Source organism: Synechococcus sp. CB0101 (genome assembly GCF_000179235.2).
Taxonomy (GTDB): Bacteria; Cyanobacteriota; Cyanobacteriia; order PCC-6307; family Cyanobiaceae; genus Vulcanococcus.
Window position 1 is genome coordinate 1,089,703 of the sequence record NZ_CP039373.1, and the last position, 17,414, is coordinate 1,107,116.

The 17,414-nt window shown below is 62.2% G+C and carries 25 protein-coding genes and 1 pseudogene; 16 read left to right on the forward strand and 10 right to left on the reverse strand.

Annotated features, from left to right (window positions below):
- Positions 1 to 69: 69 nt before the first annotated feature.
- Positions 70 to 633, forward strand: coding sequence for a PliI family lysozyme inhibitor of I-type lysozyme (locus CB0101_RS05900; RefSeq protein ID WP_168187949.1), 564 nt, complete (start codon positions 70 to 72; stop codon positions 631 to 633).
- Positions 634 to 803: 170 nt separating this feature from the next.
- Here CB0101_RS05900 and CB0101_RS05905 read toward each other — a convergent pair whose 3' ends face one another.
- On the reverse strand, positions 804 to 1,079 hold the full coding sequence (locus CB0101_RS05905; protein ID WP_010310474.1) for a hypothetical protein: 276 nt from the start codon (positions 1,077 to 1,079) through the stop codon (positions 804 to 806).
- Between the two features lie 193 nt (positions 1,080 to 1,272).
- Between CB0101_RS05905 and CB0101_RS05910 the strand changes: the two genes are divergently transcribed.
- The 4 genes from CB0101_RS05910 to CB0101_RS05925 are packed head-to-tail and all read left to right on the forward strand — an operon-like array spanning position 1,273 to position 3,911.
- Complete coding sequence (locus CB0101_RS05910; protein ID WP_010310477.1) at positions 1,273 to 1,989, forward strand: YcgJ family protein; 717 nt, start codon at positions 1,273 to 1,275, stop codon at positions 1,987 to 1,989.
- On the forward strand, positions 1,973 to 2,485 hold the full coding sequence (locus CB0101_RS05915) for a hypothetical protein (RefSeq protein WP_010310479.1): 513 nt from the start codon (positions 1,973 to 1,975) through the stop codon (positions 2,483 to 2,485). The genes CB0101_RS05910 and CB0101_RS05915 overlap by 17 nt, the downstream gene beginning before the upstream one ends.
- The gene (locus tag CB0101_RS05920; protein ID WP_010310481.1) at positions 2,482 to 3,120 is read left to right on the forward strand and encodes a hypothetical protein; all 639 of its coding nucleotides are present in this window, start codon (positions 2,482 to 2,484) and stop codon (positions 3,118 to 3,120) included. The genes CB0101_RS05915 and CB0101_RS05920 overlap by 4 nt, the downstream gene beginning before the upstream one ends.
- A complete protein-coding gene (locus CB0101_RS05925) occupies positions 3,117 to 3,911 on the forward strand; it encodes an MlaD family protein (RefSeq protein ID WP_010310483.1) in 795 nt (264 codons plus the stop codon). Before CB0101_RS05920 ends, CB0101_RS05925 begins: the two co-directional genes overlap by 4 nt.
- Here the strand turns inward: CB0101_RS05925 and CB0101_RS05930 are convergent.
- The gene (locus CB0101_RS05930; RefSeq protein WP_010310485.1) at positions 3,895 to 4,152 is read right to left on the reverse strand and encodes a hypothetical protein; all 258 of its coding nucleotides are present in this window, start codon (positions 4,150 to 4,152) and stop codon (positions 3,895 to 3,897) included. The two genes, CB0101_RS05925 and CB0101_RS05930, sit on opposite strands and share 17 nt — an antisense overlap.
- Positions 4,153 to 4,229: 77 nt before the next feature.
- Positions 4,230 to 4,460, reverse strand: a pseudogene (locus tag CB0101_RS05935) (Maf family protein); the annotation flags it as partial.
- A gap of 138 nt (positions 4,461 to 4,598) precedes the next feature.
- Here CB0101_RS05935 and CB0101_RS05940 point away from each other — a divergent pair.
- Positions 4,599 to 4,853, forward strand: a complete 255-nt coding sequence (locus tag CB0101_RS05940) for a helix-turn-helix transcriptional regulator (RefSeq protein WP_010310494.1) — start codon at positions 4,599 to 4,601, stop codon at positions 4,851 to 4,853.
- Positions 4,854 to 4,977: 124 nt separating this feature from the next.
- Here CB0101_RS05940 and CB0101_RS05945 read toward each other — a convergent pair whose 3' ends face one another.
- The 3 genes from CB0101_RS05945 to CB0101_RS05955 all read right to left on the reverse strand — a co-directional run bounded on the left by CB0101_RS05945 (position 4,978) and on the right by CB0101_RS05955 (position 6,412).
- Positions 4,978 to 5,307, reverse strand: coding sequence for a DUF86 domain-containing protein (locus CB0101_RS05945; RefSeq protein ID WP_010310497.1), 330 nt, complete (start codon positions 5,305 to 5,307; stop codon positions 4,978 to 4,980).
- Positions 5,304 to 5,612 (reverse strand): nucleotidyltransferase family protein, encoded by a 309-nt coding sequence (locus tag CB0101_RS05950; RefSeq protein WP_010310500.1) that lies wholly within the window; start codon positions 5,610 to 5,612, stop codon positions 5,304 to 5,306. Before CB0101_RS05950 ends, CB0101_RS05945 begins: the two co-directional genes overlap by 4 nt.
- Positions 5,613 to 5,800: 188 nt before the next feature.
- Complete coding sequence (locus CB0101_RS05955) at positions 5,801 to 6,412, reverse strand: nucleoside triphosphate pyrophosphatase (RefSeq protein WP_010310508.1); 612 nt, start codon at positions 6,410 to 6,412, stop codon at positions 5,801 to 5,803.
- Between the two features lie 50 nt (positions 6,413 to 6,462).
- Here CB0101_RS05955 and CB0101_RS05960 point away from each other — a divergent pair, with 50 nt between their 5' ends.
- From CB0101_RS05960 to CB0101_RS05970, 3 genes are read left to right on the forward strand one after another with little or no spacing between them, the layout of a single operon-like run.
- The gene (locus CB0101_RS05960) at positions 6,463 to 6,837 is read left to right on the forward strand and encodes an Npun_F0494 family protein (RefSeq protein ID WP_010310510.1); all 375 of its coding nucleotides are present in this window, start codon (positions 6,463 to 6,465) and stop codon (positions 6,835 to 6,837) included.
- A gap of 23 nt (positions 6,838 to 6,860) precedes the next feature.
- On the forward strand, positions 6,861 to 8,339 hold the full coding sequence (locus CB0101_RS05965) for a cobyric acid synthase (RefSeq protein ID WP_029553072.1): 1,479 nt from the start codon (positions 6,861 to 6,863) through the stop codon (positions 8,337 to 8,339).
- The gene (locus CB0101_RS05970; RefSeq protein ID WP_029553073.1) at positions 8,336 to 8,575 is read left to right on the forward strand and encodes a 2Fe-2S iron-sulfur cluster binding domain-containing protein; all 240 of its coding nucleotides are present in this window, start codon (positions 8,336 to 8,338) and stop codon (positions 8,573 to 8,575) included. Before CB0101_RS05965 ends, CB0101_RS05970 begins: the two co-directional genes overlap by 4 nt.
- On the opposite strand, the gene CB0101_RS05975 is transcribed toward CB0101_RS05970, so the two are convergent.
- The 3 genes from CB0101_RS05975 to mnmA are packed head-to-tail and all read right to left on the reverse strand — an operon-like array spanning position 8,541 to position 11,729.
- Complete coding sequence (locus CB0101_RS05975) at positions 8,541 to 9,632, reverse strand: FUSC family protein (RefSeq protein ID WP_050778799.1); 1,092 nt, start codon at positions 9,630 to 9,632, stop codon at positions 8,541 to 8,543. The genes CB0101_RS05970 and CB0101_RS05975 overlap by 35 nt on opposite strands.
- A complete protein-coding gene (locus CB0101_RS05980; RefSeq protein ID WP_136644003.1) occupies positions 9,632 to 10,555 on the reverse strand; it encodes an aromatic acid exporter family protein in 924 nt (307 codons plus the stop codon). Before CB0101_RS05980 ends, CB0101_RS05975 begins: the two co-directional genes overlap by 1 nt.
- A gap of 31 nt (positions 10,556 to 10,586) precedes the next feature.
- Complete coding sequence (gene mnmA / locus CB0101_RS05985) at positions 10,587 to 11,729, reverse strand: tRNA 2-thiouridine(34) synthase MnmA (RefSeq protein WP_043717936.1); 1,143 nt, start codon at positions 11,727 to 11,729, stop codon at positions 10,587 to 10,589.
- Between the two features lie 118 nt (positions 11,730 to 11,847).
- Here mnmA and CB0101_RS05990 point away from each other — a divergent pair, with 118 nt between their 5' ends.
- From CB0101_RS05990 to CB0101_RS06000, 3 genes are all read left to right on the forward strand, one after another.
- The gene (locus tag CB0101_RS05990) at positions 11,848 to 13,449 is read left to right on the forward strand and encodes a bifunctional ADP-dependent NAD(P)H-hydrate dehydratase/NAD(P)H-hydrate epimerase (RefSeq protein ID WP_010310526.1); all 1,602 of its coding nucleotides are present in this window, start codon (positions 11,848 to 11,850) and stop codon (positions 13,447 to 13,449) included.
- Between the two features lie 131 nt (positions 13,450 to 13,580).
- Positions 13,581 to 14,510 (forward strand): RpoD/SigA family RNA polymerase sigma factor, encoded by a 930-nt coding sequence (locus CB0101_RS05995; protein WP_010310528.1) that lies wholly within the window; start codon positions 13,581 to 13,583, stop codon positions 14,508 to 14,510.
- A gap of 246 nt (positions 14,511 to 14,756) precedes the next feature.
- Positions 14,757 to 14,957, forward strand: a complete 201-nt coding sequence (locus CB0101_RS06000; protein ID WP_010310530.1) for a DUF1651 domain-containing protein — start codon at positions 14,757 to 14,759, stop codon at positions 14,955 to 14,957.
- Positions 14,958 to 14,966: 9 nt separating this feature from the next.
- Here the strand turns inward: CB0101_RS06000 and CB0101_RS15315 are convergent, their stop codons facing one another.
- Positions 14,967 to 15,137, reverse strand: coding sequence for a hypothetical protein (locus CB0101_RS15315; RefSeq protein WP_010310532.1), 171 nt, complete (start codon positions 15,135 to 15,137; stop codon positions 14,967 to 14,969).
- A 231-nt stretch (positions 15,138 to 15,368) separates the two neighbouring features.
- Between CB0101_RS15315 and CB0101_RS15855 the strand changes: the two genes are divergently transcribed.
- The 4 genes from CB0101_RS15855 to CB0101_RS06015 all read left to right on the forward strand — a co-directional run bounded on the left by CB0101_RS15855 (position 15,369) and on the right by CB0101_RS06015 (position 16,974).
- Complete coding sequence (locus tag CB0101_RS15855; RefSeq protein WP_010310541.1) at positions 15,369 to 15,518, forward strand: hypothetical protein; 150 nt, start codon at positions 15,369 to 15,371, stop codon at positions 15,516 to 15,518.
- A gap of 281 nt (positions 15,519 to 15,799) precedes the next feature.
- Positions 15,800 to 15,961: a hypothetical protein gene (locus CB0101_RS15320; RefSeq protein ID WP_168187951.1), complete on the forward strand. Its 162-nt coding sequence runs from the start codon at positions 15,800 to 15,802 to the stop codon at positions 15,959 to 15,961.
- Positions 15,962 to 16,207: 246 nt separating this feature from the next.
- Positions 16,208 to 16,438, forward strand: coding sequence for a hypothetical protein (locus CB0101_RS06010; RefSeq protein ID WP_136644004.1), 231 nt, complete (start codon positions 16,208 to 16,210; stop codon positions 16,436 to 16,438).
- A gap of 194 nt (positions 16,439 to 16,632) precedes the next feature.
- On the forward strand, positions 16,633 to 16,974 hold the full coding sequence (locus CB0101_RS06015) for an FKBP-type peptidyl-prolyl cis-trans isomerase (protein WP_010310544.1): 342 nt from the start codon (positions 16,633 to 16,635) through the stop codon (positions 16,972 to 16,974).
- The last annotated feature ends 440 nt before the right edge of the window (positions 16,975 to 17,414 follow it).

Consider the following 17,414-nt stretch of genomic DNA (forward strand, 5'->3'; position numbering starts at 1 on the left):
AAGCTTCTCACCTACTGATGGATGGAGGTGAGCGACGGCAGGAGACTGCAAAAATCGCCTGAACAACTGATGGTCACAGCAAAGCATCTGCTTCCTGTTCTGATGCTTGGAGTGCTGAGCAGCGCTGCCATTGCCGCACAACAGGTAACCACGCTGACGCTCCAAGGCGTCACCTTCAAAGTGCAGGTCAAAGGCGAGGGCACCGAAAAGCAAGTGGTCGTGAAGGCCAGCGAGGCTGGCCACAGCTTCCCAGTGGTGAAGCGCGACGTGATGGGCTCGATCACTGGCAGCGAAGTGGAAGACCTCAACAGCGATGGACGCCCCGACCTCTTCGTCTATGTGACGAGCCCAGGCAGCGGCAGCTACGGCTCAGTGTTGCCCTGGAGTGCAAGCAAAGGCCACACACTCCAACCGATCACGATGCCGGAGCTGAGTGGGAAGTTTGCACAGGGCTACATGGGTCACGATCAGTTCGCCGTGGTGGAGACCACACTGGTGCGTCGCTTCCCTGTGTATCGCCCAGGCGATAGCAACGCAAAACCGACAGGCGGCACCAAGCAAATCAGCTACAGACTAGTGAGCGTTGGATCAGACTTACAGCTCAAGCCAGTTAGCGAAACGATGTTTCAGTAGTCGATATGCCGTGAACGAAGCTGAGCGATGATGAGATATCTGCAGGCCATCCAGAGATTCCTGATGTTTATTGGCCATCCTCACGATCAGCAGACGCTGTGCTGATATGAACCCAAGAAAAGAACTATCAAGATGACATGTGCTGTGCAACAGCCACCGTCATCGAGGCTTCACTCGAGCACCCTCACTGGCTCCATGCACACCCAGGTGCGCGCAATGCCTGCCGCAGAGAGAAACGGTGCATCAAAGAACGCGTTTTCGCGGCTCTGCACGCGCCATTCCTCCCGCTCACAACTCACCGTGAGAGTGAGGGTGTTGCCGCCGCGGCGGTTGATGCGAAACAGACGAACCCCGTCGTAGATCCCGAGTGGCTTGGCCTGGAGTTCACGCAACAGGATCGCCAAGGCCTGCGGCGGCTCAGCCTTCGCACCGATCTGCACACCCATCGCCAGAACGACGCAAGTGAGGCCAGTTCGCAACCATTGACCACGCCGACCGCCTACTGCCATCGCCCATGCACTTGCGTGGCCTCATTGTGCTGTCAGCAGCTGGGATTGTCAGCGCAAGACTCAGCAAGAGACAAGACAAGCCACTGCTTGCTTTCTATGGTCTCCCTACAACGACAACCATCCGCTCGCCATGCGCCGACAGACGCTGACCCTTGCCGCTGCTCTGCCCCTGGTGATCGGCGGGGCAAGCATCGCCCAACCCGCCGGCCTCAGCTACCCGCGCGCTGGTGTGGTGTGCGATTCGGTCGGCAAGGTTTGCTACGACAGCTACGGCCCCTCGATCGGCATCACCTCAGACGTCTACGGCAAGAAGGCTGCCAATCATCTCTCGAAAAATCTCAGCCCGTCGAACAACCGCGACTTCCGGCTCAGCACTGGCCAGGCCTGCAGTGTGGCCAAGCGCACCTGCTGGAACGATGGCTGGGCCGAACGGGTGGTAGCCCCCGGCCTAACCAAGCAGCTCTTCGGCTCAAACCTGCGGCCAGGCCAGGCCCAGGTGGCCCGAGACACGGGGCTCTGCAGCCTGAGCCGCAGCGGCCAACGTGTGTATGACGGGCCATGTCTGCTGAAGCAAGTGCGCCAAGGCGGCCAAAACCGCTACGAGGTGCAACTGCAGAACGGCAACAACTACGCCTTCCAGCAGATCGGCGGGCAGTTCCAGATCCGTGATAGATTCGGCGGCACCTGGCCGGTGACTTTCATCGACCACGGCAACACCGGCATCTTCCGCTTCGGCGATTACAAGCTGGTGGCCACCCAGGAAAACTCCAACCGCAACACCAACGGCAACCGCGATGCCGCCGTGGGCAATGCGCTCGGCAACCTGCTCAATGCCCTGTTCCAATAAACGCGGGCTGATCGGTGCCGCACTACTGGTGTCCGCCACTGCCAGCTGGCCGGCTCTCATCAAGGCCGCTGAGGTGATCGTGCCGGTACCCAGCCCTTACAGCTACGACAACGCCACCTTGCGCCAGCTCAACCTGCGGGGCAGCTGGGGCCGCTACATCGGCTTCACCGGTCACAGCGTGATCGAGTGGCCGGCCGTTCCGGCCCAGCTCAATGCCGGCAATCCCGGCACGATCCGCTGCAACGGCGATCGCTGCTGGCGTGAGGGTTACATCGCCCCCACGCTCCGTGGCGGCACCCCAGCGGGATCCCTCCGCCACTTCTTCAACTACCAGCTCGACTGCCGCGATCAAACCTTCGATCGCATCGGCGATGTACGCCTGCCCGGCCACTACCAACGCGGTTGGCAACCGGTGCTCAACGACCCCGTGGCCCTGGCGGTGGCACGCGAGTGGTGCCCTCGGATCAGCGAGCTGCCCCAAGGGGCCAAACCATGAAGGCTGGCCTTCGCTCGATACAAACCATCGCCACCCGGGCCGAACGCTATGGCGAACGCTGCGGTGGGCCGGTGATCCTGGCGGGACTGGTGGTGGGGCTCGGCGTGGTGCAGTTGGCCAGTGGTCCGCTCGGGCTCACCAGCCGCTTCAGCCTGCAATTGTTGGTGCTGCTGGTGCTGCAGCTGGTGGGGCCGATGCTGGTGGCTCTGCTCTCCCTCGCGCTGCTGTTGCCACGCTGGCTCGAGCGCTACAACCAACCCAGCTCTGGGGTGGAGATGGAGGGCATCGCCGCCGCAGCCGTCGTGGGAGCCCTGTTGGAGTTGTTGTTTCTGGCCGCTGCGATCTGCGGCGGCGTGTTGGGCACCCCGCGCAGCGATTTGATAGGCGAACTGCGCGACCTGCTCGGTGGTGTGTTGCTGATCGATGTAGCCCGCGCCTGCCTGCGAGCCGGTGTGTTTCTGGCCGCGGTGTGCGGCTGGAGCCAATGGCGCAGCCAGCGCAACAGGCGCCTCGGGCGCGACCCTGGCCAGCTGGTGAGTGATCAACTGGCGGAAGGGTTGGTGTTGCTGCTCTCGTTGAAGTTGCTGTGGATCACGCTGATCGACCCTCTCCACCTCAGCACCAGCCCCTCATGAAGTCCGAGCCTGTGAGCACGAGCCCGCGCGAGCGCTACCTGTTCCTGGGATCAGGCCTGGTGCTGGCTGTCGCACTGGTGGTGGGCATGGCGCGCGAGCAACAGTGGGGCACGCGCTGGCTGCCCTTGCACCTGATCAGCAGCAACGCCATCGGGCTACGCCCGGGCCAGGAGGTGCGCATCTCCGGTATTCCGGTGGGAACTGTGCAAACGCTGGAACTCCAAGCCAACGGCCAGGTGAAAGTGAGCTTGCGGGTGCAGGAGCGCCATGCCGATCTGATCGGCCCCAAGAGTGTGGCGAGCCTCGGGCAAGAGGGATTGGTGGGGGATCACTTTGTGGTGATCAGCTCAGATCCACAACAGAGCAGCGATACCAACCGCCCCGTGGTGCGCTCCCTGCCCTACGAGCAGCCATTGGCGATCACCAACCTGATGCACCGGCTGATCGACACCCAAACCGAGCTGCAGGCCACCTTGCGCAACACCACACGGCTCACCGAGCGCGAGCTGCCTGCCACCTTGAACACCATGAACAAGCTGGCCACCACCCTGGAACGGGAAACAGCCGCCACCACCCCAGGCCTGCGCCAGGCGCTTCAGCAGCTGAGCAGCACAGGCCGCAGCGCCGAACAAACCGCCCAGGATGCGCAACAGCTCCTTCGCCTGAGCCAACCGCTTCTGATCAGCACCCTGCAGGATTTGGAAGCGGTGGCCAGCAGCAGCCGCAGGATCCTGGAGAGCCTGCAGCTGCTGCTTGGATGGAGCAACGAAGCGCCTAAAAGCTCAGATTGAGCAGGTGATGGGCCTTGGGTCCGTTGGGTTTCTTGAATTCCAGCGGGAGATCGCCATCGCGGCTCACGCCTTGGCGCATCTGGGATGACGCCGCCTGCAGGTGCTTCTGCTCCTGGGCAACAGGCTGCTCCATCGCCGGGGTCGACGTTGCCAGCACGATCGGCTCCATCGCGGAGGCGTTCAAGCCCCAACCACTACCCACCAGGAGGCTTCCAGCCATCAACAGCGCAATCGATTTCATCAGGGGGAATCAGCACCTATCCAGCCCATAGCCATGGTTCAACGGCGATGGCAACAGTGCTTCGCCGATCTGATGCATTAAGCCTCAGCCAGCCAGCGCCGCAGCAAGGGCAGACTCAGCCCGATCACATTCGAAAAACAACCTTCAATCCGCTCCACCAGCGCTCCGCCGCGCCCCTCCAAAGCAAAGCCGCCAGCGCATTGCAGCGGTTCTCCGGTGGCCACGTTGGCCTCGATCTCGGCGACGGTGAGTGGTGTGAACTGCATGCGGTTGGTGATGGTGGCGCGGCGTTCCGCCGGCGGATATCCATGGATATCCGGAGCTGGACACTCCCCCGCAGAGACAAGCCCGACAGCGTCAGCCCCACCCCGTTCACTCGAATTCTCAATAAAAGTCGTTTATCAAGATTCTTGCTGTTGTGCGTTTATTGAGAATCCGCATAAGCCATGGCTGCAGGTAAGCAGGTGATCCGCGCCCCTGCGCAGTTGGGAATGCTGCTTCGCTGTGCACGGCGAGAACAGGGGATGAACCAGCAAGAACTGGCCCTCAAGGCAGGTGGCATGAGCCAGGCCAGGCTCTACCAACTCGAACTGCAACCGGGTCGTCTCACCGTGGAGCGTCTGCTGTTGCTCCTGGCCGCCCTCAACCTCGAAGTGGTGGTGAGGCCGCGACAACACGCCATCAATCCAGCTGAATGGTGATGGGTAGACCCTCGAGAGCGCGCTCCCTGGCGGTTTGGATGAACGGGGAACGGGTTGGCACCTGGTCGTTGCCGGCTCACGGGCCTGACCACCTGCACGGTTCCGCCAGAGGAGGCACCAAGCGTTATGCCTGTAGATGCCTCAGGACTGCCTCCTGAAGTGGAGGAAGGTCAATGACAACGGTCCGCCAAACTCGGGCCAGATTGACCTTGAGATAGTCATGAATCAGAACATCTCTCATGCCGGCAATCTGCCGCCAAGGAATCTCAGGACTGGCCGCTCGGAGCTCCGGGCTGAGATTCTTGGTGGCTTCACCGATCACCTCGAGATTACGAATCACGCCATCTTGAATCAGACGAGAGGCCATGAAGCTGCTCTCTCCAGAAGCTGTGTACTCTGCGATCCGCTCCAAACAATCACGAATACTTTCGAGATAGAGGCGATCTTTGCTCACAGCAACTGAGCCTGATCGAGGATTTCACGACGGATCAACGGGTGCAGTGTTTCTGCTTCTGTGACATCCACCAGGCATCCCAGGAGATCTTCAAGCTCTTGCCGGAAACTGATCAACCCGAGAAGAGACTGATCCTCCGCTAGATCGACAAGAAGATCCAGGTCGCTACCTTGGTGTTCCTGCCCTTTAGCGATCGAGCCGTAGACCCTCAGGTTGGTTGCACCATGGCGCTGGGCGAGGGCGAGCACCTCGGGCCTATGGGCCACAAGCCGCTGGCGAATGGTTGTGGGAGTTGAGCTGGTCATGGCGCTAGAGCGACCAAAGAGGGTTCGAGTCGCGGTGAACAGTTGCGGATCACGCTGTGGGGAATCGCCAATTGAATACCCCATGCAGTCCATTCTGCTCGAGCTTCGCGGTCGCGGGTTAGGAAGAGCCTTGCTCTGCCTTGCAACGAGAAAACGGTGTTGACCACAGAAGCACGCCAACACACTCCTTAACTGACGCCCATCGTCAGGAGCCAGCGCCGCAGCAACGGCAAGCTCAGCCCGATCACATTCGAAAAACAACCCTCAATCCGCTCCACCAGCGCACCGCCGCGCCCCTCCAGTGCAAAGCCGCCAGCGCATTGCAGCGGTTCTCCAGTGGCCACATAGGCCTCGATCTCGGCGGGGCTCAGTGGCGCGAACTGCACGCGGGTGGTGATGGTGGCGCGGCGTTCCGCCGGCAGATATCCATGGATATCCGGAGCTGAACACTCCCGCGCAGCACCAAGCGCCAACAAACAGTGCCCGGTGTGCAGCTCCCCCCAGCCACCAGCCATCCGCTGCCAACGGGCGATGGCCTCAGCGGCGTCGAGCGGCTTGCCGAATACCTCCCCTTCAAAGGCCAGCACTGAATCACAGCCCAACACCGCCGTAATCGAGCTGTCCGTACAAGCCTCTTGCACCGCCTGAGCCTTGGCCTGCGCCAGCAGCTGCACCAACTGGGCCGGATCGGCGTGGTGGATCGCGTCTTCATCCACCCCACTCACTTGCACGCGGTGGGGAATGGAGGCCTGCTCCAGCAGGCGCTTACGGGCCGGAGACGCAGAAGCCAGCAGCAGCACAGCGGACGGGATGGGCTGGCCATGAGAATGGCAGCAGCCACCCGGGTTGCGTGAGCACCGCCAGCCAACAAGAGCAACGCGCCCTGCGGCGGGCCCGCCAGGCGGTGCGCTGCCTTCCCTTTCGGCTGTCGTTTTATCAACTGCTCGATGCACAGGCCCTAAGCAGCACCCAAATCGCTGCCCACCCCAACCGGCAGCAACTCAGCCGCCTCAGCCTGAACGCCAACCGCACCGAAGACCTCCTGATCTGGCTGATCCAGCTCGGCGTGCTGCGCCGCGAAGTGGACGGCCAGGGCCTCACCGAACGGGTGCGCCTCACCCCGATGGGGCGGAACACCATTGCCCCGTGGAGCGACGCCATCCCTCCCGGTGGAGTGCTGATGCGCCTCAAGCACTGGCTTCGGCAGCACAGGCCGAGGTTTTGATGAGCGAGAACCACACCCCCCTCATGGTTCTGGGCACCAGCAGCGGTGCCGGCAAGTCGTTGATGACAGCCGCGCTTTGCAGGGTGTTGCGGCGCCGCGGTGAAACGCCACTGCCCTTCAAGGGGCAGAACATGAGCAACAACGCCTGGGTGGATCAGGCCGGCGGCGAGATGGCCTACTCCCAGGCCCTGCAGGCCTGGGCCGCAGGGCTCGAACCCCAGTGCGCCATGAACCCGGTGCTGCTCAAACCCCAGGGCGACAGCACCAGCGAAGTGATCCACCTGGGCCAATCAGTGGGCAGTTGCCGCGCCGAGCACTACTACCGCGACTGGTTTCGCCCCGGCTGGGCCGCGATCCGCAGCGGCCTAAACGAGCTGCAAGGGGCTTACCCCGAAGGGCGGCTCGTGTTGGAGGGCGCCGGCAGCCCCGTTGAGGTGAACCTGCAGCCGCGCGATCTCACCAACCTGCGCCTGGCCCAATACCTGCGCGCCCGCTGCATCCTGGTGGCCGACATTGAGCGCGGGGGTGTGTTCGCGCAGCTGGTGGGCACGTTGGCGCTGCTGCGACCGGTAGAGCGTCCGTTGATCAGGGGCCTGCTGATCAACCGCTTCCGCGGACGCCGCGAACTCTTTGACGAAGGCCGCCGCTGGCTGGAGGCCAACACGGGAATTCCGGTGCTGGGGGTGATGCCCTGGCTCGATGAGCTGTTCCCGCCGGAAGACTCCCTCGACCTGTTGGAGCGCCGGGGCCGCAAACGGGGCGCCGAGCTGGAGATCGCGGTGCTCAAGCTGCCCTCGCTCAGCAATTTCTCCGATCTCGATCCGCTCGAGGCCGAACCCAGCGTGCAGCTGCGTTGGGTGGCCCCCGGGGAGGAGCTGGGCAACCCTGATGCCGTGGTGGTGCCTGGCAGCAAGCAAACGCTGCGCGACTTGGACGCCCTGCGGATGAACGCAACGCTGTGCAGTGGGCTGCAGCAGTTCGCCGCAGCAGGTGGAGCGGTCTTCGGAATCTGCGGCGGGATGCAACTGCTCGGGCGAGAGCTCTGCGATCCCGAGGGGCTGGAGGGTGGCAGCAACGGCCGGCTTCGGGCACCAGGGCTCAACCTGCTGCCCCTACGCACCGTGTTTGGCGGCAGCAAAGCCCTGCGCCAGCGCGGCAGCACAGCCCTCTGGCCGCTGATTGGCGACAGCAGCAAGTTGCCGATCGAAGGCTTCGAGCTGCACCGCGGCAGCACGAGCACCCTGGAGCCATGCCAGCCCCTTTGCAGCGATGCAGAGCTGGGCTGGGTGCACGGCTCAGTGGCCGGCACCTACTTGCACGGTGTGTTCGAAAGCGGCCCTTGGCGTAGGCGATGGCTCAATCAGTTACGCGCGCGGAAAGGGTTGCCGATGTTGAGCGAACAGCAACCGCACCACAGCCGTCAGCGCGACGCCCTGCTCGATCGCCTCGCCGATGCCTTCGAGCAGCACGTGAACTTGGAGCCATTCCTGCAGCAGCCATGAAAGAGGTGTTGATCCACTGGCCCTCGGGGCAAACAACCCGCTGCACGCCAGGCATCGATTGGCTTCAAGCCGCGCGCGATGCCAGCTTTTCGATCCCCACAGGCTGCCTAGGCGGCAGCTGCGGCGCCTGCGAACTCGATGTGAACGGAACCACAGTTCGAGCTTGCATCGCCACCGTGCCGGCGAGCAAAAGCGGCGAGCTCACCGTGGAGTTGGCGACGGATCCTTATTGGTGACCATCAACTCCTGCCAGCGAAGCTGCATCCGCTGCACCAAGGCCCCAATCTGATAAGAAAGCAACAAGCGCCGCGCCACCTGCTTCTGGTCCAGCGGATCGAGGGCCTCTGGCAGCTCCACCAACGCCAGAAGATCGCGCTCCACACTCCGAAGCTGCTCAATCGAGGCCGACAGATTCTCAGACGTGCTGTCAGAGACCAACACAGGACGATGACGTGTCAAAGCGTCCTGCCAGAGACCAAGCAGCGCAAAGGCATCAGCCAAAAGCTGGGCTTCAGCCTGATGCAACTCACGCAAAGCCGGAAGACCCACAAACGGTTCACGCAACGCTCGTAAGGCAGTGATGCATCCAGCGAGGGCGGCACAACAACGCTCCAGTTCCGTCCACACATGCAACTGCGGCTGCGCGTAGGGATTAGCACCAAGCTCAAGCTGCGCAGCCGGACGCGTTGCTCGGGCCTGAATCAGCGCACGCATCAGCTCGCGATGGCGTTGCTTGCGGCGCGCTGGTGAGAGGCGTACACCAGCAGTCTGATCCAGCAGCCGCTGTTGTTCCAACAGAGCTTCACGCTGGAGCTCGAGCAACGCCACATAAGCCTGTTGATGTTCGCGGATGGCGGTGCTCGGCCAGAGCAGATGCAACGCCAATAACGCCAGCACCACGCCAAGTGCCGTCCAACTCAGCTTGAGCCCCAACCAGCTATCCACGGCAGTGGACTGCATCAACCAACCCATCACCACCACCATCCCGGTGATCTTGTAACCAGCCTCCAAGCCCAGGCATCCGCCGAGAAAGCGAATCAACCCCAACATCAGGGCCAGCCCAATCGGGAAAGGCAAACCGGTGAAAGCCGGCTGAGCAATCAACAACAGCAAACCGCCCAGCAATGTGCAAATCACCCGCTGCAATCCCAGGGCATAGGAGCCGCCATAGCTGCCCACCATCACAGCTGCCAGGGTGAGCGGCAGGTAGTAGCCATCCGGCACCGTGCTGATGCTGCCGAAGCCAGCTGCAAGGCCCACGCAAACGGCCAATCGCAGGTCTTGGCGGTCCATCATCGACAAGCCTCTCGACACAACTGCATGCTTCGCAGCGCCTGAAACACCCGTTTCTGCTCGTCTGCCATTGCTGCAGCCAACAACGGCGATCGCAAACCCGATTGCTCCAGTGATCGATGCCTTTCCAGCTCGAGCGCGTGATGCAACAAGGTTTCCCAGATCAGCAATCGCTGCGGCCAACGCTTGCGCCTCACTAACGCTGCCTGCTGACTGCGTAATGCCACCTCAACCAAGCGAGCCAGCCTCAAATAACCCGCCGTGAGATCTGCAGCAGATCCCGCCTGACCGGAACGGATCTGCTGATCGAGCGCCCAATCCAATTGATCGAGTTCCGCCAAGCGATTGCGGGGCCAGAACAGATAGGCCACCACCACAGCCACCACAATGCCGATCAGGCTGTCAAGGCTGCGGTTAAACACAAAGTCCCAGTTGAGCTGCGTGGGCTTGGGGATCATCAGGAACATCACCACGATGTTCACCGCCGTGGACAATCCTCCCTGCCAACCGAACAGGCGCAGCAACGGGAAGCACAGCAAACAGGTAAGCAACACCGCCATCCAGCCGGAGGCAATGGTGTGCACCAAGAAAGTGAGCAAAGCCCCCAGGATTGTTCCCATAATCCGGCCACTCGCCGCTGGGAGAGTGAGCTCATCGTTGTCATCGACAACAATCAACGCGGCATTCAGGGGTACCACAGATAAGCCGTTCGATCGCACCACAGTGCGATCGACGCGGTGACAAACATCACCACCGAGATGCGCAGGCTTTGGCGCAGAAGGCCTGCGTTCAGGCGACTTGCTGCAGCGTTCACAGCAGCTCCTCAGCGAGAACCACGGGCAGCGACATGCCGAGCAGCCCAGCAATTGTGGAGCCAACGTGAGCCCACTGGAAGGGGCGGGGGGCTGATCACCGTCCGCCATCACCGCCCGACCCGGCTACGAACCCACTACTTCAGCGCTGAATCAACCCACCCCCCAGCACCCGATCACCCGCATAAAAGACCGCGGCCTGTCCGGGTGTGATCGAAAACTGCTCCTCCGCAAACTCCAGCCGGCAGCGATGGGGCCGGCCCGCCGCCGCATCGGCATCGGTGGCATCCAGAGGAGACAACCGGGCGGCAACGGCTCCACTGCGGTAGCGCACCTGCACCTCCACCTCGATCGGCTCCTGAGGCGGCGCGATCGATACCCAGTTCACGGCTCCCACCACCGCATCACTGCGGGCAGCATCGCGGCGCGGGGCCACCACCACGCGGTTCATGACGCCATCCAGGCGCACCACATGCAGAGGCTCGCTCCAGGCCACACCGAGCCCCTTGCGCTGACCGATCGTGAAGTGCTGGATACCGTCGTGCTGGCCCACCACTTGGCCGTCTTCCAGCACGATCTCGCCCTGGCGCGGGGGCAGATAGGTATCCAGAAACGCGCGCATCGAGCCGTGGTGGTCGGCCAGGCAGAGGTCTTGGCTTTCCGGCTTTTCGGCCGTGCGCAACCCATGGCGGGCCGCTTCAACACGGGTGTCGGCCTTGGTGAGCTCCCCCAGAGGAAACACCAGGCGGCCTAAAGCCTCCTGCGGCAGGTCGTAGAGGAAATAGCTCTGATCCTTCTGCCGGTCGAGGCCGCGCAAGAGCTGATGGCGGCCGTTATCACTCTGCTCGCCGTGGCACACCCGGGCGTAGTGACCTGTGGCGATGCGCGAAATGCCGCGCTCCTCTTGAGCCCAGTGCAGCATCGGGCCAAATTTCACCTCTCGGTTGCAGCGCGAGCACGGCAAGGGCGTGATGCCATCGCCATAGCCCTGCACCAGGAAATCCACGATCTGCTCTTTGAAGTGCTCGCGGAAATCCACCACGTGGTGCTCCACACCGAGCTGTTCGCAGATCCCCGCCGCATCCACCAAGCCCTCGGCGCAGCAGGCGCCCTTGCCGCTCATCAACCAGAGCGTGAGCCCTTCCACCTGCCAGCCCGCCTCCACCAGCAGGGCTGCGGTGAGGGAACTATCCACCCCGCCCGACAACCCCACCGCAACGCGGTGCTCACCCGGCCAAGCCTGCAGGCGCTCGAGAGCTAAGGCACCGGCCGGCGTGGCCGCCACCGAGGGCTCCGCGGCAGCGGGAATCGCAGAAAAACGCGCCAAACCAACAAAACGACCGGGCCCTACAGCCCGATCAGCGGGATCTCTCCATCATGGAACGGTCACCACCCGGCCTGTTTTGTCTCAGCCCGCCTGGCCCCTGCGCGATGCCGAGCACCTGCTGGTGCTCGGCAGCCAGATGGCGGAGCTGGAACAGCAGTTGTTTGCCAGCGGCCTGCCGGTGGAGGCCTTGATGGAAAAAGCGGCGCTGGCGGTGGCCCGGCGCCTGCAACAACCCGATTGGTGGCCCCAGCTGCAGCGGCGCGGCGCTCTGGTGCTGGTGGGGCCCGGCCACAACGGCGGCGACGGGCTGGTGGTGGCCCGCGAGCTGCACCTGGCGGGCATCGCCGTGCGGATCTGGAGCCCCTTTGAGCGCCACAAACCCCTCACCGCAGCCCACCTGCTCCATGCCCGCTGGCTAGGCATCGCGGAGCTCGCAGCCCCGCCCGATCCCGCCGATCCAGCGGTGTGGATCGATGCGCTGTTCGGCATCGGCCAAAGCCGCCCCCCCGGCGAAGCGCTGGAAGCGCTGCTGGAGCAGCGGCAGCGGATGCAGCCAGGCCGGCTGATCGCCATCGATGGCCCCACCGGCGTCTGCGCCGACAGCGGCCAGCTTCTGGGCCGCGTGGCCGCCTGCGCCGCTCTGAGCCTGAGCATTGGTCTGCTCAAGCAGGGATTTCTGCAGGATCAAGCGCTCGCCTGGGTGGGCCAACTGGAGCGCCTTGAGCTGGGGCTGCCGGCCCCGCTGCTGCAGGGTCTTGGCCACGACCAGCCCCTGGCCTTGTTGGACCGTGATCTGGCGGCTGCCCCCTGGCCGCAGCAACCGGAAGCCGCTTCGAAATACCAGCGCGGCAGGCTGTTGGTGATCGCCGGCAGTGAGGCCTATCGCGGCGCCAGCCAGCTCTGCCTGCAAGGCGCCAGCGCCAGTGGGGTGGGAAGCCTGCGCGCAGCCCTGCCGCAGCCCGTGGCCGAGCAACTGTGGAGCGTGCAGCCCCATGTGGTGGTGAGCGCAGCACTGGAGGCTCACCCCAGCGGCAGCCTGCAGCTGGCGGGGCTGAGCGAGAGCGTGCTGGAGCGGCTGGATGCCGTGGTACTGGGGCCCGGCCTGGGGGGCACGACGGCCACAGAGGCAGCGGCGGAAGCCTCGAGCTGGAATCTGCTGCAACGCTTCCCCGGCCTGTTGCTGCTCGATGCCGATGGGCTGAATCGCCTGGCGCACCTGGGGGCCGCGCAGTGGCTGCAGGGCCGGCAAGGACCCACCTGGCTCACCCCCCACGCCGGCGAATTTGCACGCCTCTTCCCGGAGCTGGCCGACCAACAGCCGCTGCTGGCGGCCTCAGCCGCCGCCCAGCTCTGCAGCGATCAGCAGCCATGCAGCGTGCTGCTCAAAGGGGCTCGCACCGTGATCGCCGCCGCCGATGGCCGGCGCTGGCAACTGGCCCAGGCCTGCAGCGCTGCAGCCCGCGCGGGCCTGGGGGATGTGTTGGCCGGCTATGCCGCCGGCCTCGGGGCCCGCGGCGGTAGCGATGCCGCCCTGCTGGCCACCAGCGCCCTGGCCCATGCCCAGGCCGGACAACAGGCCGAACGCCTGAGAGGACCCGGCGGCGCCAACCCAATTGCTATCGCGCAACAACTGCAAAGCCAGGAACCCAACACAATCCAGACCTTGCAAAGCGATTAACAACAGCAGATCAACACGTGAGTCTCAGCACAAGTGTGTGGTTTTGCTGCTGAAAGCTGAAGGGCATCTGAAATCACATTGGTTTTCACAAAACCCATAGGAGATTTGCGCTCACTTCCAGGACTGGGTTCATGACGGCATCCGGACTTTCCCCGGGGGGCGCCAGTCGCCGCCGAGGTAGTGACCCGATTAGTTGGTATCTCTCCACCATTGGCCGCGTTCCGCTGTTAACCCCAGCAGAAGAAATTGAACTGGGCAATCAGGTGCAGGCGATGATGCGCTTGACCGAAGAGGAGCCTGAAAACGGTTATACCGATCAGCAAAAGAAAACCATTCGCGTGGGCCGCCGTTCCAAGGAACGGATGATGAAAGCCAACCTGCGCCTGGTGGTGAGTGTTGCCAAGAAATATCAGGGCAAAGGGCTGGAACTGCTCGATCTGATCCAAGAGGGCTCCCTCGGCCTGGAGCGAGCCGTGGAGAAGTTCGACCCAACCCGCGGCTACAAGTTCTCCACCTATGCCTTCTGGTGGATTCGCCAGAGCATGACCCGCGCGATCGCCTGCCAGTCGCGCACGATTCGCCTGCCGGTGCACCTCTCCGAGCGCCTCACCGCCATCCGCAAGGTGAGCCTGGATCTGGCCCACAAGCTCGGCGCCATGCCCAGCCGCAAGGAAATCGCCGAAGCGATGGACATGCCTATCGATGAACTCGATTCGCTGCTGCGCCAGGCCCTCACCACCTCAAGCCTCGATGCACCGGTGAACGGCGAAGAAGGCCGCAGCTTCCTGGGTGATCTGATCGCCGACAACAGCCACGTTGAACCGCTCGATCAGGTGGAACGCGGCATGCACCACGAGCAGCTGGGCCGCTGGCTCAGCCACCTCACCGAGCAGGAGCGCCAAGTGCTGGAGCTGCGCTTTGGCCTTGAAGGCGAAGAGCGCCACACCCTCGCCGAGATCGGCCGCATGCTCGACGTGTCACGCGAGCGCGTGCGCCAGGTGGAGCTGAAGGCCCTGCGCAAGCTGCGCCACCTCACCCGCAGAATGCCCAGCAGCCTGTGATTCCTCAGCCCTGAGGCCGCCGTTCGTCTACCACCCGGCCTATTCAGCGCCGCTGCCCAGTAGCCATCGCTTTCCTACGGCTCATGGAACACTCTTTGAGTCGTGGACTGGGTTTTGAGGCAAGGTTTATCAACCGTACATAAACCGTGAGATAAACCCATCAGGCTGCGCGCCTGCCTCAAGCACCAACGCCCCGACCAAACTGGACAGCCCATGAATGCCACCCGCCACGGGGGAATCCACGCAATGCGTCCAAGGCGATACGGCTTCAGAAATTTGTGGCATGGAACCGCCCAAGAGACGCGTAAAGCCGGATTCGACAGAGACACGCCTTACAAAAACGGCAGCCACCTCCGCAGGGATGACGCCCGCACCCTCTGGAAGAAGCTCCAGGCGGACGGCTGGAGGCAGTGCACCCCGCAGTGGGGCGAGGACGTGGATGTCTGACGGCGATCTCTAGGAACCAGGGTCGAGCTCGTCTTCATCCTCGTGATTGACCGCAGCTAGCCGGCGCCCGGGGAACAGCTCGTGGCCAATGCGAACGACTTCATCACGGTCCTTGGCAAAGATCTCCATCGTTGCCATCGAACCTCCAGGCCCTTCGATGATAAGCGTGTGGCGGGTCATGCCGCAGCAGAGTCTGCCCTGCTGGTAGCAACCCCTCCGAAATCCGGCATCTTCTGCAGAGCAACTGCACCACGAGTAGCCACGGCATCACCTGAGGGGCAACACGCGGCGTAGGTTCGGAGGTGAGGCCGCGCAGCGCGAACTGCCGACCTCGTGACCAGTCCAACCTGAATTGAACTGATGACTGCTTTCTACCCAGTGCCTGCGGGCACGTCATCCCCTGCTGCCCGAATGGATCTGCTTCGTCGCAGACCGCAGAGGATCACCTTCACAGCTCACTGGCAGCTTCACCGGCGCCTGCAGCAACGAGCGGATCAGGAAGGGAGGAGCCTGAGCAACCTCATCGCCCATCTGCTGGAGGTGGCTGCGCCTGAGCCTTGACAGCGGCAGGCACCCAGAGCCATGACCGATAGGTAGCGGAAAGCCAAGGTCCGCGTCCAACGACCCTCAGGCGCCTATGGCCTGGGGGTTTTGTTGTGCACAAAGCAACTAGAGAGGCCCTGGACAACCAGCTCGACACAGGAGACGGTTTGACCTCACCAGAAACTCCCTGAAATATCCCCTGGCTCTCCTCTGGAGTAGCGCGAGTAACCCTGCGATGATGAATACATCGAGAGGAACACACCTCAGACATTCACCTCACACCCCAAGGTACTTCAATCATGACTAACCAACCCAACCGCGATCTCACTCAGCAAGCCCAGGAGCTGGACGACCAGCAGTTGGAAGCTGTTGCCGGAGGATTTATTGATTATCCCCCGCCGACGCGGCAAGAGTACGAAGAATTGATGCGCAGTTGGGGGCGAGACCTTAATGGTCACTGATCTGTTGTGGGGGCTCTGCTTTTAGGGCCGCCCATGCGGAAATGAATTGCCTAGCAATATAGAAAAACTATGCATTCATTGAGCCCCGGCTTCGGCTGGGGCTTTTTTGCTGCGCTCTCGCTCACCAGAAACTCACTGAAACCTCCCTGGCTCCTCATCTGGTATTGAGCGTTCAACCCTGCGATCGTGAATACATCGAGAGGAACACACCTCCGACTTCACCTCACACATCAAGGAGTTTCAATCATGACTAACAAAGCAGACCGTGATCTCAACCTTCAAGCTACTGACCTCCGTCATCAACCAGTAGAGCCTTCGGATGAAGAGTTGGCTGTTGTGGCCGGTGGTTTTGACAAGGATGCATACTGGCAAGGGGTTGTTAGGCTGTTATCTGATGAAATCGAGCGCGAAAAAGCCACCATGGTCGGTTCTGATCGCTTTCGCGGATCGGCGGGCAGTTCAACTGTTTTTGCCTGAGGCTATCTAGGGAGGCTCTGGACAACCAGCTCGGCCCAGTGAGTGGGAATGGCCTCACCAGAAACTCCCTGAAACCTCCCTGGCTCCTCATCTGGTAATGGGCAATCTGCCCTGCGATGGTGAATACATCGAGAGGCAAACACCTCCGATCGTTACGCCACAAAAGCGAACAACCTTATACATACTCCTGTCCCATGAACACCCTAATTCTCGCACTTAGCGATCAAGAACTCATCACCGCAGTCGGAGGTAGCGGATCTGGAGCGCAACGTGGCCAGACACTTATCGTTCATTGGCGCGGTACATTGGAGAATGGCCAAGAGTTCAACAGCAGCTACGGCCGTGACCCCATCTCCTTCCCCCTAGACAACCGTGTGATCAAAGGCTGGGAAGAAGGTTTAGTTGGTATGCAGGTCGGCGAGAAGCGCCAACTAGTAGTTCCCCCACATCTGGCCTACGGCGAGAAGGGCGCCGGCGGCGTAATCCCTCCCAACGCAACCTTACTTTATGATATTGAGCTTCTTGAAATCCGTTGAGCAGGCGCACCCATAAGGCTCGAAGGTGTCAGTGAGATTATTTAACAGCGCTTAGGTAGTCCTTGCTAGTTAATCATCGACTGGGGAAGTCGTAGCAGGGTCACTCGCTGGTAGCAACGGTCCAATCTGTCCTTCCCCACAGCGTTCGGTTGATCTCACGGCAACAAACCACTAAGAGCCCCGGCTGGCACCGAGGCTTTTGCTTTGCTCGCGGCAGCTGCTGCTTCAGCTCCTCGCTCACCAGAAAATCCCTGAAACATCCCTCGCTTCTCATCTGGTATCGGGGACTCGGCCCTGCGATGGTGAATACATCGAGAGGAACACACCTCCGACTTCACCTCACACTTCAGGATTTCAATCATGTCCAATGAGTTCAACCACAACCTCACTCATCGACCCAATGATCTGAAGAGCCTTTCAGACGAGGAGTTAAGAGGCGT

Excerpts from the sequence above, each read along its gene's own strand:
- CB0101_RS05900 (WP_168187949.1), top strand. The coding sequence starts at position 70 with ATGGTCACAGCAAAGCATCTGCTTCCTGTTCTGATGCTTGGAGTGCTG.
- CB0101_RS05905 (WP_010310474.1), bottom strand. The coding sequence starts at position 1,079 with ATGGGTGTGCAGATCGGTGCGAAGGCTGAGCCGCCGCAGGCCTTGGCG.
- CB0101_RS05910 (WP_010310477.1), top strand. The coding sequence starts at position 1,273 with ATGCGCCGACAGACGCTGACCCTTGCCGCTGCTCTGCCCCTGGTGATC.
- CB0101_RS05915 (WP_010310479.1), top strand. The coding sequence starts at position 1,973 with ATGCCCTGTTCCAATAAACGCGGGCTGATCGGTGCCGCACTACTGGTG.
- CB0101_RS05920 (WP_010310481.1), top strand. The coding sequence starts at position 2,482 with ATGAAGGCTGGCCTTCGCTCGATACAAACCATCGCCACCCGGGCCGAA.
- CB0101_RS05925 (WP_010310483.1), top strand. The coding sequence starts at position 3,117 with ATGAAGTCCGAGCCTGTGAGCACGAGCCCGCGCGAGCGCTACCTGTTC.
- CB0101_RS05930 (WP_010310485.1), bottom strand. The coding sequence starts at position 4,152 with ATGAAATCGATTGCGCTGTTGATGGCTGGAAGCCTCCTGGTGGGTAGT.
- CB0101_RS05940 (WP_010310494.1), top strand. The coding sequence starts at position 4,599 with ATGGCTGCAGGTAAGCAGGTGATCCGCGCCCCTGCGCAGTTGGGAATG.
- CB0101_RS05950 (WP_010310500.1), bottom strand. The coding sequence starts at position 5,612 with ATGACCAGCTCAACTCCCACAACCATTCGCCAGCGGCTTGTGGCCCAT.
- CB0101_RS05965 (WP_029553072.1), top strand. The coding sequence starts at position 6,861 with ATGGTTCTGGGCACCAGCAGCGGTGCCGGCAAGTCGTTGATGACAGCC.
- CB0101_RS05970 (WP_029553073.1), top strand. The coding sequence starts at position 8,336 with ATGAAAGAGGTGTTGATCCACTGGCCCTCGGGGCAAACAACCCGCTGC.
- CB0101_RS05975 (WP_050778799.1), bottom strand. The coding sequence starts at position 9,632 with ATGGACCGCCAAGACCTGCGATTGGCCGTTTGCGTGGGCCTTGCAGCT.
- CB0101_RS05980 (WP_136644003.1), bottom strand. The coding sequence starts at position 10,555 with ATGGCGGACGGTGATCAGCCCCCCGCCCCTTCCAGTGGGCTCACGTTG.
- CB0101_RS05995 (WP_010310528.1), top strand. The coding sequence starts at position 13,581 with ATGACGGCATCCGGACTTTCCCCGGGGGGCGCCAGTCGCCGCCGAGGT.
- CB0101_RS06000 (WP_010310530.1), top strand. The coding sequence starts at position 14,757 with ATGCGTCCAAGGCGATACGGCTTCAGAAATTTGTGGCATGGAACCGCC.
- CB0101_RS15315 (WP_010310532.1), bottom strand. The coding sequence starts at position 15,137 with ATGACCCGCCACACGCTTATCATCGAAGGGCCTGGAGGTTCGATGGCA.
- CB0101_RS15855 (WP_010310541.1), top strand. The coding sequence starts at position 15,369 with ATGGATCTGCTTCGTCGCAGACCGCAGAGGATCACCTTCACAGCTCAC.
- CB0101_RS15320 (WP_168187951.1), top strand. The coding sequence starts at position 15,800 with ATGACTAACCAACCCAACCGCGATCTCACTCAGCAAGCCCAGGAGCTG.
- CB0101_RS06010 (WP_136644004.1), top strand. The coding sequence starts at position 16,208 with ATGACTAACAAAGCAGACCGTGATCTCAACCTTCAAGCTACTGACCTC.
- CB0101_RS06015 (WP_010310544.1), top strand. The coding sequence starts at position 16,633 with ATGAACACCCTAATTCTCGCACTTAGCGATCAAGAACTCATCACCGCA.